This window comes from Bacteroidales bacterium, assembly GCA_035647615.1.
In the GTDB taxonomy this organism is placed as follows: domain Bacteria; phylum Bacteroidota; class Bacteroidia; order Bacteroidales; family 4484-276; genus SABY01.
Map to the genome: position 1 here is coordinate 183,219 of DASRND010000036.1, position 17,404 is coordinate 200,622.

Genomic DNA, 17,404 nt, shown 5'->3' on the forward strand with positions numbered 1-17,404 from the left:
CGGTAATCATCTCAGCTGCCACTTCCTCGGCTTCCTCTTTGCTCATCTGCGATTCAGCCTGTACTTCGGCTTGTTCTTCGGCCTCTTCGGGCGTGATGGCACCTTCGGGCTTTGCGTCATCTTCAATTGTACTACCAGCGGCAGCGGCAGAAGTTAGATTCTCCTCAGAAGATTCCTGGTTTAACTTTTCTTGTTCGTTATCCATTAAAAAATAAATTGTTGTGGATGCTGCCTTATCATCCGGGTTATTACATCGTTGTTAACATGCAGATAATTGATATTCAGGCATCAAAACCATTATCTGCAAAAATGAGGGTGCAAAAGTATAAAAAATATCACTTTGTGGTATCACAACAGTGATTTTAGATTTTTGTAGCTTTCGATAGTTCCGGCTTCAAAGGATGGATTGTACAGCAAGGCCGAGGGATGTGTGAGCGGAAATATTTTTGTTCCTCCCAAATCTAACAATCGCCCATTTATATTTTTAAAAACCATTTCTGGTGCGGAAGGGTCGGTTTGATACTTTGCCAAAATTGCATAGGTGGCATAAGATCCCAAAGGAACAATGATTTGAGGTTGGATAATTGCAATTTCATCCTCCAAAAAAGAGCTGCACGATTCAATTTCATTTGGAACCGGCTTGCGGTTTCGTGGCAAAGTGCATTTCACCAGATTCGTCATAAAAACTGATTTCCTTTCAATTCCGGCTTTGTGCAGCAAATTATTAAAAACCTGACCCGATGGACCAATAAACATCCTGTTCCCGGCATCCTCCTTCGCTCCGGGCGAGAGCGCAACAAAAAGAAGGACGGCGCCAATATTTCCTTCGCCGGTGAGCGCATGTTTTCGTGTAGCCGACAAGCCACACCTGGTGCAAACCCTGATCTGATAGTTAAGAACGTCGAGTGAATCTTGTTTTTCGGATGGACTGAATACTTTCATCTGAGATAAATTTTGCCTGCTAAAATTCTATACCCTTTCTGGCCTCTACGCCGTCATTATAATAATGCTTTATTTCTTTCATTTCTGTAACCAAATCGGCAATTTCATAAAGAGACTGCGGGGCATAGCGCCCGGTCAAAACAATCTCCATTTCTTTTGGCCTGGATTTGAGCAAATTTACAATTTCTTCTTCTTCAAAAAGATGGTAATACAAAGCAATGCAAATTTCATCCAGGATAAGGATATCAAAACTGTTTTCGGCTATTACTTTAGTAACCTCAGCAAGTCCGGTTCGGGCTGCGTCGATATCTTTTTGGGTAGGCTCATTTTTTATAAAACAATCCAAACCATATTGCCGGATTTCAATTTCAGGAAATCTTTTTAAAGCGTCCAATTCGGAATAGTGCATTCCTTTTACAAATTGAGCGATAAAAACTTTTTTGCCAGCTCCGGCAGCTCTTATCGCCAGACCTATTGCTGCTGTTGTTTTCCCTTTCCCGTTGCCTGTGTAGAGATGTATGTATCCCTTATTTTTTTTCATTTTTAAAAATTTTATCCATTAAAACCAGCTGCCGGTTGATGTTGCGGGCGATGAGTGGTCCTTCATACACAAATCCTGTGTAAACCTGCACCAGGTCGGCGCCGGCTTGTAATTTTTCGATGGCATCGTCGGGTGTAAAAATGCCGCCGGCACCAATGATCGGAAACGATTTTCCTGATTTTTGTGCCAGGTAGCGGATTACTTCGGTAGCACGATCTCGCAGCGGCAGGCCGCTCAAACCACCATTGCCGATCTGTTCTACCCGCTTATCAGGCGTTTTGAGATTGTGCCGGGTAACGGTGGTATTCACAGCCACTACGCCGTCGATCTGGGTTTGGGCTACAATATCTATCACTTCTTCGAGCTGACCATCGTTCAGATCGGGAGATACTTTGAGTAGGATAGGTTTGGTTTTGCTGTGGCTGTGGTTGATTTGCTGCAGGCGGTTGAGGATTAGCATGAGCTTATCCTGATCCTGCAGTTCGCTGAGATTGCTGATGTTGGGGCAACTCACATTAACAACAAAGTAATCGACGTAATCGAAAAGTTTGCGGAAGCAGATTTCATAATCGTCCACAGCTTTGTGGTTGGGTGTAACGGTATTTTTTCCAATGTTCCCACCAATGACGATATCGGTCTTTCGCTTTTTAAGATTCTCGACAGCCTGATCTGCGCCGATATTATTGAAGCCCATCCGGTTGATCAGCGCCTGATCGGCAGGCAACCGAAAAAGGCGTGGCTTGGGATTACCAGATTGCGGCAGCGGGGTGATGGTTCCTATTTCGACAAAACCAAAACCAAGATGCGCCAGTTGATTGTAAAGCGTGGCTTGTTTGTCAAAACCTGCTGCTACGCCCACCGGGTTACGAAACTTTAATCCGAACACCTCCCGTTCCAGCGAAGGGTGCGTTACCGAAGTAATGCTACTCATAAGCTGCTTTGCTCCTGGAACCACATGGGTAAGCTGCAAACCCGACGCTACCAGATGATGGATGCGCTCGGGGTTGATGCGGAAAAGCAAGGGGCGAACAAGGTGCCGATACATCGGGATTATTGTTTGTCCCCAGCTTCTGTATCGGTGTCGGTGGGAGTTTCTGTGGAAGTTTCGGTGGGAGCTTCTTCTGAAGCCTCCTCCTCTGGTTGGCTGGTTTCTTCGTCGGTGAATTCCATCATGTTGCCGGCTACAAGCAAATTGTACCAGGTTACCAACTTTTTGATGTCGGAAGTGTACACCCGCTCTTCATCGTAGTCGGGCAACACTTCGAGCATAAAAGCCCGTAATTCAGCGCCGTTAGATTTCGCATCGAGCACTTCTTTACCTTCATACTTGTCGAAAACCTTGCGAAACACGTCGGCAAGCGGCACATCTTCACCATGGGTGAAAACACTGATTTCGGCCAATGAGCTGATGCGCTCGTGGGCAAATGCCGGGAAACGTTTTCCGTCGGTGATGCTTTCGACGATGACACCTGATTTAGACTGTCCGATATTTTTATACAAACCGGACTTGCCCGATATTGATAAGATGTTTTTTAAATCCATATGATGTTTTAAATTTTGGCAAAAATAAAAATTAAATCCTTCTTTCTGTGCAAACAAACACTAAACTCCGGAATCTACAATATCTCTATTAGTTTAAACAGTAACAAACAAAGCGGTCAGACTGTTTTTTCAACTTGAAAAAGGACTGATGCCGTGGTAGTTGTGTGGCGTAATTTTTTTCATCTCCGCTTTTACCGCATCTGATATTTCCAGTGTGTCGATAAAAAGAAGCATGGTTTCGCGGGTAATTTTGCTGCCGGTGCGGGTAAGCGTTTTCAAAGCGTTGTAAGGATCGGGGTAGCCTTCGCGGCGCAGGATGGTTTGAATAGCTTCGGCTACCACCGCCCAGTTGTTGTCGAGGTCGGCTACGATTTTTTTCTCATTCAGCACCAGCTTATCCAAACCTTTGCTCAACGACTGCACGGCTATGATAGTGTGTGCAATGGGCACACCGATGTTGCGACTCACGGTGGAATCAGTGAGGTCGCGCTGCAGGCGAGACACCGGTAGCTTTGCCGAAAGATGCTCAAAAATGGCATTGGCGAATCCCAGATTGCCCTCAGCATTTTCGAAGTCGATAGGATTTACTTTGTGCGGCATCGCCGATGAACCCACTTCGCCTTCCTTTATTTTCTGACGGAAATACTCCATCGAGATGTAGCTCCACATGTCGCGCGACAAGTCGAGCAGGATGGTGTTGATGCGTTTCAGGGCATCAAAGAAGGCAGCCATGTTGTCGTAATGTTCAATCTGGGTCGTCACATTTTGCCGTTCGAGCCCCAGCTTGTCGACCAGGAATTTATTAGCAAACTCCACCCAATCAACATCAGGGAAGGACACCACTTGTGCGTTGAAGTTTCCGGTGGCACCGCCAAACTTCCCGGAGAAAGGAATATTATTTATCAAAGTAAACTGCTGCTCCAGCCTTTCGCTGAAAACATACAACTCCTTGCCCAGCGTGGTTGGCGAGGCAGGCTGACCGTGTGTATGGGCCAGCATCGTTATATCTTTCCACTTATGGGATAAGGTGTAAATCTGCTGCTGCAAATTTTCGAGCTGCGCCCAAAGCTGGTCTTGCCAGGCCTCTTTGAGCGCCATCGGCACTGCTGTATTATTAATGTCCTGCGAGGTAAGTCCAAAATGGATAAACTCTTTAAACGGAGAAAGGGACAGCTCATCAAACTTCTCGCGCAGGTAATATTCGATGGCTTTTACGTCATGATTGGTCACCGCTTCTATCTCCTTGATACGTTGCGCAGCCTCATAATCGAAGCTCCTGTAGATTTCGCGCAGCTTTTCAAAATTATCAAAATCGAAATCTGAGAGCTGCGGCAAGGGCCAGGTGCACAGGCTGATAAAATATTCCACCTCCACCAACAGCCGGTAACGCATGAGCGCCGCTTCGGAAAAATAGGGCCGCAAATTATCGGTTTTATTTTGATAGCGTCCATCGATGGGAGATATTTCCCAAAGACCTTTCAAATGTGTCATAAAATTGTACAAATTGATTATTCGGGCAAATTTCGCATTTCAATCGGATAACGGCCTTGCATTTTTACATTATTTTTGCCTGCATTACAAATATTACTAAAATAAAAATAATGAAACGAAACTTTCTAATCGTCCTGCTCATTGTTGTTGCAGGATTTTCCGGCATCAGCCGGTTGCATGCCCAGAGTGCTGCTGACACCGTTGGCGGCTACATTTTTACGGATATTAAAATTGCGCCACACATGCCTGTAAAAAACCAAAACCAGTCGGGCACCTGCTGGTCGTACGCAGGCATCTCGTTTATCGAAGCAGAAGTGCTGCGGCAGGGCGGCCCTGAATTGGATCTGGCCGAGATGTGGCCTGTACGCTACGCTTACGAGCAGCGCGCCGACGGCTATGTGCGTCAGCATGGCAACTTCAACTTTGGTCCCGGCGGAGAGCCGCACCATGTGATGGCAACGCTTGCCGACCGTGGCATGCTGCCCGAAGAAGCCTACAATGGCCTTACCTACGGTGAAGACAAACATGTGCATGGTGAGATGGATCATGTTTTGCAAACTTTCGTAAAAGCCATCACCGACAACGAAAACCGAAAACTTACGCCCGTGTGGATGACCGCCTACAACGGAATCCTCGATGCTTACCTTGGCTCCAAACCGGAGCAATTTACCTGGAATGGCAAAAGCTACACGCCCGAATCATTTGCTAAGCAAGTTATCAAACTTAACCCGGCAGATTATGTGGAGGTTACCTCTTATTCGCACCAGCCTTATTACAGAAATTTCATCCTTAAAATTCCTGACAATTGGGATTATGAGATGTATTATAATGTAAAAATGGAAGACCTCACCAACATCATCGATCTGGCCATCAACAACGGCTACTCGGTGGCGTGGGCTGCCGACGTGAGCAATCCGGGATTTAGTCATAAAAAAGGTCTGGCGCTGGTACCTGAGAAAGATTGGAGCGATATTCCACGTGCGTCACGCGATAGTGTATTTGATGTGGCTGGCAAGCAGCGCGTGGTAACTGCCGAAATGCGGCAACAAGCCTACGACAGCTATTCGACCACCGACGACCATTCGATGCACATCATCGGCATGGCCAAAGACCAGAACGGCAACACGTGGTACAAAGTGAAAAACTCGTGGGACGCCGACAGCAACGACTATGGCGGATATTTATATGTTTCACAACCCTACATGCAACTCAACACCCTGGCCATTTACGTGCACCGAGATTTGGTACCGCAGGGGCTTAATTAGTGTCTGTCCATAAAGTAGACATATTTAAAATTTGCCTTCGCTACCCCTCATTCCCCTAAAGGGGAAGTCCCTCGCGCTGGTAGTGCGTTGGCTGGTTCTCCCCTTCAGGGGAGTTAGAGGGGTGTGTGGTGGATGGCGAGTTAATGGAGAGACACTAATTAATGGTTTTCTTTAGGCTGGGGATAAAATGGTGCAAAGATCACTAACCATAACTTTTAAGATGGTGTTTGGACGAGGCTGTGCCTCGTCCAGATTATTTCTACAGGCTTGGCCTGTTTTCAACATCCTGTAAAGGAAAAGCGGGCCAGGCCTGCAAAAATAGATACAGCTTGGGCGGGCTTCGACAAGCTCAGCCACCGCAGCCTAAGCCGAACGAGGAATTTGATTTATTGACATTTGTAGCTTGTTTATAATGGAAAGCTCAACCGAAATTCGTGACAAACGCATGATGCAGCGGGCGCTGGCAATTGCCCGTGAGGCAAAAACACCTTTTGGTTGTGTGATTGCAAATGGTGATAAAATAGTGGTAGAAACACCCAACACTGTACGCACCAGTGGCGACCCTTCGGCACACGCCGAAATGAACGCCATCCGGCAACTGGCCAAAACCGAAATAAAAGCACACAGTCTTTCACTTTACACCACCGGCGAACCCTGCCCCATGTGCATGAGCGCCATCATCTATGCGGGCATTGGCGAAGTAGTGTTTTCCGTGCCCTGGCAAGAAATCAACAGGTTTTATCCACAGATTGAGATTTCGGCTCAAGAAATCGTTACCAAAGGTTTTAAAGAAATCACAATTCGTGGTGAGGTTTTGAAAGAGGAATGCCTGGCTTTGTTCGAGAGCCTTAAGCCGCGAGCAACGTAGAATTTCTCACCGCCGCTCCAGAGGATTGAATCACTCTCACCAGCTCACCACCATCTTCCCATTTTCGTTTGGAAATACTATCGAAGGCAGATTGGAAAGTGCGGCATCGGCAGGAACTATTTTTTCGCCCGCACGATTGAAATCAAAGGCTGCCGGCTGGTTTTTGCGTGGCTTACCGTCGAACTTCACCATCATTTCGGGATCATCAAACCCATGAAAAATCAATTGTATATAGGTAAATTTACTTTCGTAATTCCCTGATTTCTCACCAAAAACTACTTCGTTGATCTCCGGTTTATAAATCATTTTCCGCTGGTAAAATTTCCCATCCAGGTGCTGATATGTCACGCCGTCATCTTCATAGTAATTCCACGAAACATCCTGGCTGCAATGGCTTCGGTAGAGATGCACCATCAGCGTGTCAGAAGGTTTCTGTCCGGTAAACATCACCGGCGACTGCATCGGTATCATGCTTCCTTCTTTAATATAAACCGGAAGCCGGCTGACGGGGCTGGCTGCAAAAATCTCTTGGTTTCCTTCAAAATATTGATCAGCATAGAAATCGTACCAGCCGCCTTTCGGCAAATAGGCACCCGTTGCCAGACGCGTACTTTCAGTAGGGATGATGAGCATGGAGGGGCCAAAGAGATATTGGTTTTGATAAATGCGCCAGAACACCTTTTCGTCATCGGTGTAGTCGATGGCCAGGCTGCGGTTTACGGGCAAGCCGGTAAGCACCGACTGGCGCATGGCGGTGTAGAGATAAGGAAGCAGATTATAGCGTAACTGGATATAGTTACGAGCGATGCGTTCGGTTTCTTCGCCATACACCCAGGGTTCGCTGCTGGCGGTATTTTTGGAAGTATGTCCGCGGAAAAAAGGTGTAAAAGCGCCTATCTGCATCCAGCGGGCATAAAGCTGCGGCGTGGGGTTGCCGCCAAATCCGCCCACATCGGAGCCGGTAAATGAAATACCCGACAAGCCCAGACAGTTTACCAGTCGCACGCCCAAAAGCATGTGTTCATCGTTGGCCTGGTTGTCGCCGGTCCAAATGGCGGTGTAGCGTTGCAAGCCGGCAAAACCCGCTCGCGTAATATTGAGCGGACGCCGCCCGTTCATCAGCTTTTTGGTGCCTTCCAACGTGGCGCGTGCCATCGTGTTGGCATACACATTTTTGGCCTCGCGGTAAGTGGTTTTATTACCCTCCCAGTCGAATTGTATCAGGCTTGGCGGCTGCTGACCCCAGGTGGCAATTTCGTTCATATCGTTCCAAAAACCTTCGATGCCATAATCTACATTTTCTTTAAATTTCGATCCCCACCACTTGCGCACTCGCTCGCTGGTAAAATCCGGAAAATGACACCAGCCGGGCCATACCTGCGCTGTCCAGAATTTGCCGTCGGGATATTTTACAAAATAATTGTTGGCAACACCTTCTTCATAAGCTTTGTAGCCTTTCTCCACTTTGATACCCGGATCGACGATGATAGCGGTTTTGAAATTCATATCACGAAGCTGTTTCAGAAATCCGGCAGGATCGGAGAAAGTTTCGGGATTCCAGGTAAATATTTTATAGTTATCCATGAAGTCGATGTCGAGATAGATGACATCGGCAGGAATATTCTTTTCACGGAAAGTACGGGCAACACTCAGCACCTGCGTATCGGGAGTATAGCTCCATCGGCTTTGCTGAAACCCAAGTGACCACAGGGGAGGCATCTCCATGCGGCCGGTGAGCCAGGTGTATGATTTCAGGATGTCGGCTACATTGGTATGCCAGATAAAATAATAATCCATCTCGCCATCGTCAGCCGAAAAATAAGAAAACCTGTCGTTGGAAGCGCCAAAGTTGAAAACAGTTCGGTAGCTGTTGTCGAGCAGAATGCCATAGCGCAACTGGTGGTGCAGCCCGATATAAAAAGGAATGGAAGCGTACAACGGATCGCTGTTGTTGTCGTAATGCGGATTGTCGGTATTCCAGTTGGTGTAGGCTTCGCCGCGACGGTCGAGGTGACCGGACTTTTCGCCGAGGCCGATAAATTTCTCGCCATCCTGCAGCAATTTGTAGGTTGAAACTTCAGTGCCTGTCCAGGACGTCCCAAAGGCGGGGTCGTCCTGCGAGATAATGCGTCCATCTTTGGTTTTGAAGGTAAATCGAACTGGATTTTTATCAATCACCAGCCGAATCGAATCGGTGGTGATAAAATATTGGGTTTTGTCTTCGCCATAATCAAAGTCACCACGTGTCACCTCCCCCACTACAGCGTACGACACGTCGGCATCGAAAGTTTTGGCGATGCGCACCCGAATGATATTGGGTGTGTAAATGGTAACATTGGCCGTTCCGTTTTCAGTAACGAATGAAAACGTTTGCTTTGCCTTGTTGGATTTTACATTTTTTAAATTTCCCAGGCTATTGTTGAGCAGTTGCTGTGGGAATGCTGGCATTGCGAAAAGCAATACCAAAAGAAAGGAAAGGAATTTTTTCATGAAATCAAATTTGTTTTGTAATTAGTTTTCAATTTTGTTTTGTAATTATCTGAAAATAGATTTCTCCCTTCGGTCGAAATGACACGACTAGTACGCGAGCGAGGGGGAGGTGGGATCGGCGCTATGCGCCGATCCCACCTCCCCAAATCTCATCAGTTCGCTTGTCACTTCGATCCGACAACTGGTCGGAGAGAAATCTGTTGTTACATCCAATATCAATTTTAGCTAATAAAAATAGCTTCGTCATTTTAATCTCAATAGATAAAACCTAATATCTCCAAAACTTGATAACTTCTCCCTTCCCGACAACTCCATAAATTCTGTCCAGGGTTGCATCCCCTGCGGGGCTGCGAACCCTTTAACTTTACAACCCTTCATAAACACGATATTCCCAGGCCTGAAGGCGCAACTGATGGTTATCGCGCATGGTTATTTTTTTATTACCAAACACATCATTGTAATCCCCGGCGTAGGCCTCGCCTTGCAGCATTACGTCGATTGGCTCTGCCGAAAGATTGAGAATGACAAGCACCGACTGATTATTTTTTGTCCGCGTAAAAGCAACAACGGATTCTTTATCGGTTTCGACAGGAACATATTTACCGCCATGGTCGCCATTCCAAAGCGCCTGGTTGCGGTGTTTCAGATCGAGTAGGGTTTTATAAAAATCCTGTAAAGGATATTCTTTCCAGTTGATGGCATCTTTTTCAAAAAACTCCAATCGTTTATCGAGTCCGGCTTCCTGGCCAGAATAGACCAGCGGCATTCCGGGAACGGTAGCCATCAACACTGCAAATATTTTATAACCTTCGCCATAGCGTTCGTGAACCGTGCCGTTCCAGGAGTTTTCGTCGTGGTTGGTGGTAAAATTCATTTTGTAAACTCCTTTCGGAAACGTCTCCTCCGTCTGATCAAAATACGCAGCAATCGCCGCTGGCGAAGTATCTCCGCGTGCAATCGCATTGCTTAGGTGGTGAAATTGAAAACTATAATCCATATCGAAAGCATCTACAAGCAACGCCTCTTTTTCGGCTTCAGCCAACATAAAAACAGGCTTGATCTGGTCGAGCTCGCGGCGTGCCCGATCCCAGAAATCGGTTGGCACCATGCCGGCCACATCGCAGCGATAGCCGTCGATGTCAGCCTCTTTTATCCAAAATTTCATCTCGCCGATCATCGCATCGCGCAAAGCGTCGTTGACGTAATCGAGCTGCACCACGTCTTCCCAGCCAAAAGGCGCGTACATCTGGCCCGTGCTATCGATTGCATAAAACTCGGGATAATCATTCATCCAGCCATGATCCCACGCCGTGTGGTTGGCCACCCAGTCGATGATCACCTTCATACCCAGCTCATGAGCGCGCTTAACCATCATTTTAAAATCTTCCATCGACCCAAACTCCGGATTGATGGCGCTGTAATCGCGTACGGAATAATAACTACCCAACTCGCCTTTTCGGTTTTTCTCGCCAATCGGCTGCACAGGCATAAACCACAAAATATCGACGCCCATTTCTTTGAGCCGCGGCAAATGCTCTACAAAAGCGTTTATCGTTCCCTGACTGGTGTATTGCCGCAGATTTACTTCATAAATGTTTGCATTTTTCGACCAATCGGGATGATTGACATGGCTTACAAGGACTTGGTTGGCTGCGCTGTCGGCAGCTTCGTCAGATTCATCTTTACTGTTTTGAGAATTACAACCCCAGGCTACCAGCGCCAGAATCAGCATCCACAACAAATTCTTTTTCATCTTCATCATCAGATAGATTTTTATTAAGATTATTTTTGGCAAAAATATAGAAAAAGAATACTTCGATGACCAAACCTACTGCTATCAATTCCGAAACGCTCGATCTTGTGATGCGTGAGGAGGATTTTATCATTTATCATGAGGGGGCGCCGCTCACCACTCCGTTGGGTGCCGAGTTTGCACATGCGGACGCACGAATTCTCAAACATCTGCTTGTGAAATTTACGCTCAGTGGCAGTTACGATGCCGCCGGGATGAATGGCGCCGCCATTTTCTCGTTTGCAAAAGATCGCATCGAAAAAGGAGATGATCCGGTTGCCACAAATTTCGAAAGTCTTTATGCAAAAGGCGCACTTTTGCACAGTCGCAGTACCGGCAAACCCCAGCCGCTGATAGATATCGCTGGCACAATCGATTTCTATGATAAAAATCCGGAGGTGATGAATCTGATTTTTTGGAGCGTCTCGGTGATGAGCGAGGCCTACCGTAGTTTTGTAAGTCAATTTGAGAATGACGCAACTCCGGGGGATGGAGCCGATATTCTGCAAAAGCAGCTAAAGAACTTTTATAATGATTTTTCGGTGGAGAAAAAAGCTGCCGTCAACCTTTTGCTCACCGGCCATCAAAATGGATTGATGCTTCCGCTGATGCTGGTGTCGCACGTAATCACCCCAAGTGAATACGCCAACAGCACGCTGGCATTGCAAATGACCAAAACAAATATCGCAAAAGACTCAGAAGCGTTCCTTGATATTCTGCGCCAGCCATTGCAGCGCGTCAGGGAGCTGCACAACGAGGCATTGAATACCATTGAGTTTTTGGGATTTTTTGATAAAGGACAAAATAAGATTTCTGTGATTCATGAGCTTATCAGCCTCGGCGAAAGCAACAGCCTGGAGTTTAAAAGTACCTTTCGCTGGAATTTGTATCAAAACAAAAAAAATCCGGCCATCGAACATACGGCACTAAAAACTATGGCAGCCTTTATGAACAGCGCCGGCGGCGACCTGCTCATTGGGGTGGAAGACAACGGCAACATCCTGGGCATCGAGATGGATCAGTTTGACAATACCGACAAATTTCTGCTGCATGTGTGGGCGCTCATCAAGTCGTCGATGGGGCAACAGGTAAGCCCTTACCTGAAAACCACCCTTGAAACCATTGGCCAGCGCACCGTTTGCCGTGTGCATTGCCTTCCTGCTCCAGCGCCTGTGTTTCTGCGGCAAAAAGGCTTCGACGAAAGTTTTTACATCCGCACCGGCCCCGGCACTGCCAGCCTCGAAATAAGCGAAGCGCTGGAGTACATCGCCGAGCATTGGAAGAAATAGTTGGAGGGTTTAAACGAAAACGCCTGGGCTATGAAATTAAGAGATTTGTAAATTGTCAGAGAAGTAGCCTTTTGCTTAAAACGTAAAGATCAGCTCCATTTATTCCGAAACAACCAGCACCGCCTCCTGCGTAGCAAAAAGCCAATAAGATTTCCCAGGTTCAAGTACTTGCAGTGTAGCAATATCCTTTTCCGGCCACCACACTTTTGTGCCAGCCACCTCTTTGATTGCTTTAATCACTTCGGTTGGTTGCGATGTTAGTTGCTGCGACAACAAAGGCTCAGCAATGATAATGGGCAAGAGATTCCAGCCGGCATGAAGGTTTATGGTTTTGTTGGTAATTACAGTACCCGGAATGGTAAGAGTTGCCGGTTCGGTCATTTTTATAAAATACCCTTTACGGGAATTCCAATCAAAAGGAGCTTGTGGATTATTTTCCGGCAGCAGGGCGCCTGCTTCTCCGGCCAAAAAGATCAAATCGTCGATCACTTCACCAAAAATTGTAGCGGCATCATTTTCTTCAGGGTTTACATAAAGTGAAAGCCCACTCCATCCGGCAGATAAGGTTATCTGTTGTGCAGCTTCATTGCGCAGCAGCGCCTTCCAGCCACTTTTTGTGTTGTTGTAGTCGGAATGAAATACAAACGTCAGCGCACCGGCGGCGTTGGTTGCTACAATCTTTCCGGGGCTTTGTGTGCCGCACCAGGTGCCGAACAGAGGAGCTGCAGAAGAAGCACCGTCATAAATTTTTAAATAATCATAGCTACACGAAGCCTGGCTTTCGATTGAAAACTCCAGAAAGTCAACGCTAACTTTGGCCTGGAGTGCTTTTGGCAAAAAAGTCGTCGTCAGATTTTGGTTGTTGCCATAATTGTTATTCTCACCACCTGAATCATAAAATAATCCTCCCGAAAGTGTCAGCGTCTGATTGGCCATTAATACAGGCGCATCTACATTTATAAAATTGGTTTTTGAAGAGGTTGCGGTATGGCCGGTGGCATCGGTAATCGTCAGCGAAACATTGTATTGCCCGGGCGAAGTGTAAATAATGCCTGACGGATTTTTTGCAGTTGAAACAGCGGGCATTCCTCCTTCAAAATGCCACTGCCACGACACGGGATTCCCGGTGCTAAAATCAGTAAAGTTGATGCTACTGCCTGTTGCGATTGCATTTTGCGAAGCTTCAAAATCAACCACAAGTCCGGCGGGGGTTAGTATTACATCAATTTCTGTGGTGAGATTATAACTGACTCCTACGGCGGGAATGGTGCGCGGCAAATATCCCAACGCGGAGAAAGTGAGATTGTAAGTTCCCGGTGCTAAAAGTCGCTGGTAAAATCCTGTGAGGCTGTCGGCAAACACCCACGACTGGTCGATGTCGTGCCCATTGATAAAAACTTTTGCATTAATCGGTTCGCCGGTGAGCGCATCCGTAACGATGCCGGCCACGCCATATCGGCATTGGCTGTAATAATTCATCAGCGAACGGTAATTCCACTGCCAGTGATTTTCGAGTGCGGAGGTGGAAAGTTTTTTCGTATTCGACAGCTCCATGGTCACCTCACGGCAGTGGTGGAAATAGTTCATATAATCCTGCCGTCCGCCACTGATGCTGTACCATTGGCAGCCATTAACAATCCCGTTGTCCTTAAATTTGAGATAGGATGCGGGCGAATAAAGATGAACAGTATCGGCGTATTGTCGCGAAACATGCCGCCACCATATGTTGTCAGCAGCCGGCTGCGACCAGGTATCCCATGGGTAATTTATCACTTCGGCGCCGCTATGCATGTTGGCCGACATCACGAAATTTTGCTCTTCGGCCAGTTGCATAAATGCAATAGTTTCAGGCTGCCAGGCTTTGCCGTCGGGATGCTGTCCATCTTCCGGATCAGGATAATTACGGTTGAGATCCACAGAATTTCCATTGTAACGACGCGAGTCGTTTACAGTATGGTTACCGCCATAAAAAGTGCCGTCGGGGTTGGCCAATGGATTTATCCAAATTTCGGTGTTATCAATCAAATCAGTAATGGCGGCATCCTGACCGTAACCTGACAAAAGATAATCGGCCAGCCGCAGCAGCAGGATGTAGCCGACAAGCTCATCGCCATGCATGGTTCCGGTATAAAGAAACTGTGGCTCAGCCTCACGCACACCCACATTATCCGAAATGCGCAGCATCATCAGTTCGCGTCCGTTAACTGTTTGCCCGATGCTGAAACACTGACAAAGCGAGGGATAAGTATTGGCAAATTGTTGCATCATATCGAGGTAGGCGGTGTAGGTAGGATAAAAATCCCAGCTCCGGATATTCCGGATATCTACATTGTCGCGCATCTCCACCGGCACATCAAGCAATCCGGGCGCCAGAAGGATTGTATAATCAAAACCGGCTTGCTTAAAGGCCGTAAACTCCTTTTCATTTGCGTAAGCAAAAACAGTATCGCCGTGCAGACAATCCACCGATACGAGATGTGAAATCTTATTCACCAAATCCCGGTCAGGAACAATAGTTTGGAAATAAACCTCACCGCGTGTAGCAAGAATTTCTTCCGGTGAAAGCGTTTGTGCAGAAAGCACGAGCCGGGAGGCCAAAAAGATCAGGAGCAGAAGTCGGGATATTTTCATGATGCAAAGGATTAAAATGGTTGCCTCAAAAATAGGTAAAACTTGATAATGCGGAAAGCAAGGTGCAAGGCGTAAATCTTAGGGTTTGGACTGGAGCTGTCATCCCAAACACTTCCGGCTGGGAACTGAAGACTGCCTGCTGAAGACTGGGGGCTCCTATCGCAGGATGCTTTTATTGAAGATGATGTAGCCGACATTAAGACCTATAAAAAACTTCTCTTCGGGGCTATCGAAATAGTTAACCGAAAGGCTTACAGGACCAATAAGCGTATGGTAAACGATGGCGCCGGAGAATATCCAATATCGGTCGTCGAAAGGATCGCCATAAAAAGCCAGATTAGTGGCGTCTCTTTTAATGCTCTGGTAGGGTTGAAACAGATAGACTTCTGAGCGCAGATCGATGTTGCGGGTGGGGCTCCACACAGCTTTTAAACCGGCAGCACCATATTTATAAGCGCGGTAGTGGAGCAGAAACATCGTCTTGCTTTCGGGTACCGGCTCAAATGCCGGGGCAGCCAATACGCTGGAGGTATAATTGCCAAAAAACTCCTGATTGGAAAGATGGATGCGGCCGTAAAAACCAAACTTTACCGGTCCTAGCTTCTGGAAATAATTGTCCCAGAGTAAATCTACAAAAGCCCACCGGTGAAACTTGCCAGCGCGTGCCTGCTGAATGTTGCTGACAGAGCCACTCTCAAAAGCTTCGTCGCCCCACACCATTCCGGTGGAGATGCTAAAACGTGCTCCGGCAGTGGCATACTGCTTCCTGTTGAGCGAGTTAAGCTCCCAGCAAAGGCCACTTTGCAAAAAGTCGAACCGGGTTCGGTCGGCGGTGTCGGAGCGGGCAAAAATATTGTCCTGGTAATATTCATTTTGGAAACGTCCAAGCGCAAAATCCGCTTCGAGCCGCCCATTTACGGTGAGAGGCACGCCGGCGTATACATCCAGGAAGTTTTCGTTTTGTATTAAAAAAGAAGGGGTCACATCTTCAATGAAATGAATAGTGCTTTTGAAATAATCAAAATGATTGTAAACGATGATGCCGCCGGCATATAAAGGAATTTTTCCGGGTAAGTCGAACCGAGCGCCTGCCAGCGCCGACGTGTAAAAGCGACCAAAATAAACATTGAGCTTCAGCCGCAAGGCCTCTCGAAAAAGATGACGGTAGTTGAGTTCGGCAAAAGCAAGATTGGCGGTGCGCGTAGAAATGTTGCCACCGAGTGTCAAAGTAAAAGGGTTGGCAGGGCGAAGATCGAGATAAAGATCGTAAAGGTTGGTTTTTGGATTGAGCTTCATGTGGCTGCCATCAAGCTTCAGCTTATCGTCGGCGGCAAGTTTAAAATATTGATTCGAAATCTCGTCGAGTGTCGAATTATCCTTGCGATGTGTCAGCGTGCGGTACACATATTCCGTTTCGCTGGGCTTTAGCCCGCTGATGTAGATACTGTCGATGATGTAAGGTTGTTTTCGGGCATTGAACTGCCGGCGCAATGAGTCGACCTGTTGCGCGGTTCTCTGCTCGGTTATCCTGGCTTTTATCTGTGGCATGTTCTGCATGGCAATGTCGTAGCCAGCCTGTATAAATGCTTTTGAAAGTGTAAAGTCTGTAAGATTTACCTTGGGCAAATGAGGCTCAAGCAAAATGCCCGCAGCGGAATCGAGTGCAAAATCAGTATCGCACATCAACATATTTTGTACTTGCGAAAGCACATCTTCTGCCTTGGGTTTTGGATAGTTGCCCGACACTTTGCTGCCGATGATAAGCGCAGGGCCGAAATCGGCGGTTACTACATCTGTAGGAAAGTTGTTGTACATGCCCCCATCGAAAAGCAAACGACCGTCGATTTCTATTGGTGTAAACAAAAACGGAAAAGTAATGCTTGCTCTCACGCTGCGCGCCAGGTCGCCATGCCGAAGTGTCAGCGCCTTGCTTGAGTCGATGTCGGCAGCCACACAACGAAAAGGGATCATCAGATTGTCGAAGTTATAATTGGCCACAGCAGAGGCATCGGAGAGCAGACGTGTGATCTGAAAGTCGAGTTCTACGGGAGTCTTTATCCCGGAAGGCAATACTTTTGAAAAGCGATTTTTAAACTGCAGATTCAGATCAACCCATCCGGCATCAGGCAGATCGCTGGTGTAATACCACGAATAGCTCCGGCTGAGGTCGCCGGCAATCCAGCGCCTGAAATCCTCCGAGGTAAAAATGTCTTCGATTTCCTGAGGTGAAAACCCGGCAGCATACATAGCGCCCACAGCAGCTCCTATGGATGTTCCGGCAATGTAGTCGATAGGAATGTTGTTTTCTTCGAGCGCTTTTATCACGCCGATGTGCGCCATACCACGTGAGCCGCCACCACTAAGTACGAGCGCGTTGCCCTGTTGCGCCGACGCTGGCAGCCAGGCAACCAGAACCAACATCAACAACAAAAATAATTTACCTACGGAATGATCCACCACTAACCTTTGCTTTGGATGCAAACGATGGTTTTAGAGATAAATTTTTAATTCGGCGGGTAAAAAATTAATCCTGTTTCAACGGGGTGGAAATTT

General features: G+C 47.2%; 12 protein-coding genes. 3 read left to right on the forward strand and 9 right to left on the reverse strand.

Annotated features, from left to right (window positions below; all coding sequences use genetic code 11):
* Positions 1-348: 348 nt before the first annotated feature.
* The 5 genes from VFC92_12910 to purB all read right to left on the reverse strand — a co-directional run bounded on the left by VFC92_12910 (position 349) and on the right by purB (position 4,516).
* A complete protein-coding gene (locus VFC92_12910) occupies positions 349-942 on the reverse strand; it encodes a uracil-DNA glycosylase (GenBank protein HZK09080.1) in 594 nt (197 codons plus the stop codon).
* Between the two features lie 19 nt (positions 943-961).
* Positions 962-1,483, reverse strand: a complete 522-nt coding sequence (cobO, locus tag VFC92_12915; GenBank protein HZK09081.1) for a cob(I)yrinic acid a,c-diamide adenosyltransferase — start codon at positions 1,481-1,483, stop codon at positions 962-964.
* Positions 1,470-2,528 carry a quinone-dependent dihydroorotate dehydrogenase gene (locus VFC92_12920; protein ID HZK09082.1) on the reverse strand — a complete coding sequence of 353 codons (1,059 nt, stop codon included), beginning with the start codon at positions 2,526-2,528 and terminating at the stop codon, positions 1,470-1,472. The genes cobO and VFC92_12920 overlap by 14 nt, the downstream gene beginning before the upstream one ends.
* 5 nt (positions 2,529-2,533) lie before the next feature.
* Positions 2,534-3,025, reverse strand: a complete 492-nt coding sequence (locus VFC92_12925; protein ID HZK09083.1) for a DUF5606 domain-containing protein — start codon at positions 3,023-3,025, stop codon at positions 2,534-2,536.
* Positions 3,026-3,154: 129 nt separating this feature from the next.
* Entirely contained in the window at positions 3,155-4,516 is a 1,362-nt protein-coding gene (purB, locus tag VFC92_12930) for an adenylosuccinate lyase (protein HZK09084.1), read from the reverse strand.
* A 110-nt stretch (positions 4,517-4,626) separates the two neighbouring features.
* On the opposite strand from purB, the gene VFC92_12935 reads away from it, so the two are divergent.
* Together VFC92_12935 and VFC92_12940 are read left to right on the forward strand one after the other, a co-directional pair.
* Positions 4,627-5,781 (forward strand): C1 family peptidase, encoded by a 1,155-nt coding sequence (locus VFC92_12935; GenBank protein ID HZK09085.1) that lies wholly within the window; start codon positions 4,627-4,629, stop codon positions 5,779-5,781.
* A gap of 412 nt (positions 5,782-6,193) precedes the next feature.
* Complete coding sequence (locus VFC92_12940; protein ID HZK09086.1) at positions 6,194-6,649, forward strand: nucleoside deaminase; 456 nt, start codon at positions 6,194-6,196, stop codon at positions 6,647-6,649.
* 36 nt (positions 6,650-6,685) lie between these two features.
* Here VFC92_12940 and VFC92_12945 read toward each other — a convergent pair whose 3' ends face one another.
* Both VFC92_12945 and VFC92_12950 read right to left on the reverse strand, forming a co-directional pair.
* A complete protein-coding gene (locus VFC92_12945) occupies positions 6,686-9,139 on the reverse strand; it encodes a glycoside hydrolase family 31 protein (GenBank protein ID HZK09087.1) in 2,454 nt (817 codons plus the stop codon).
* Positions 9,140-9,503: 364 nt separating this feature from the next.
* On the reverse strand, positions 9,504-10,901 hold the full coding sequence (locus tag VFC92_12950) for an alpha-amylase family glycosyl hydrolase (GenBank protein ID HZK09088.1): 1,398 nt from the start codon (positions 10,899-10,901) through the stop codon (positions 9,504-9,506).
* Between the two features lie 56 nt (positions 10,902-10,957).
* Between VFC92_12950 and VFC92_12955 the strand changes: the two genes are divergently transcribed.
* The gene (locus VFC92_12955; protein HZK09089.1) at positions 10,958-12,220 is read left to right on the forward strand and encodes an ATP-binding protein; all 1,263 of its coding nucleotides are present in this window, start codon (positions 10,958-10,960) and stop codon (positions 12,218-12,220) included.
* 99 nt (positions 12,221-12,319) lie between these two features.
* On the opposite strand, the gene VFC92_12960 is transcribed toward VFC92_12955, so the two are convergent.
* Both VFC92_12960 and VFC92_12965 read right to left on the reverse strand, forming a co-directional pair.
* Positions 12,320-14,851, reverse strand: coding sequence for a M14 family zinc carboxypeptidase (locus VFC92_12960; GenBank protein ID HZK09090.1), 2,532 nt, complete (start codon positions 14,849-14,851; stop codon positions 12,320-12,322).
* Between the two features lie 156 nt (positions 14,852-15,007).
* Positions 15,008-17,308 carry a patatin-like phospholipase family protein gene (locus VFC92_12965; protein HZK09091.1) on the reverse strand — a complete coding sequence of 767 codons (2,301 nt, stop codon included), beginning with the start codon at positions 17,306-17,308 and terminating at the stop codon, positions 15,008-15,010.
* Between the last annotated feature and the right edge of the window lie 96 nt (positions 17,309-17,404).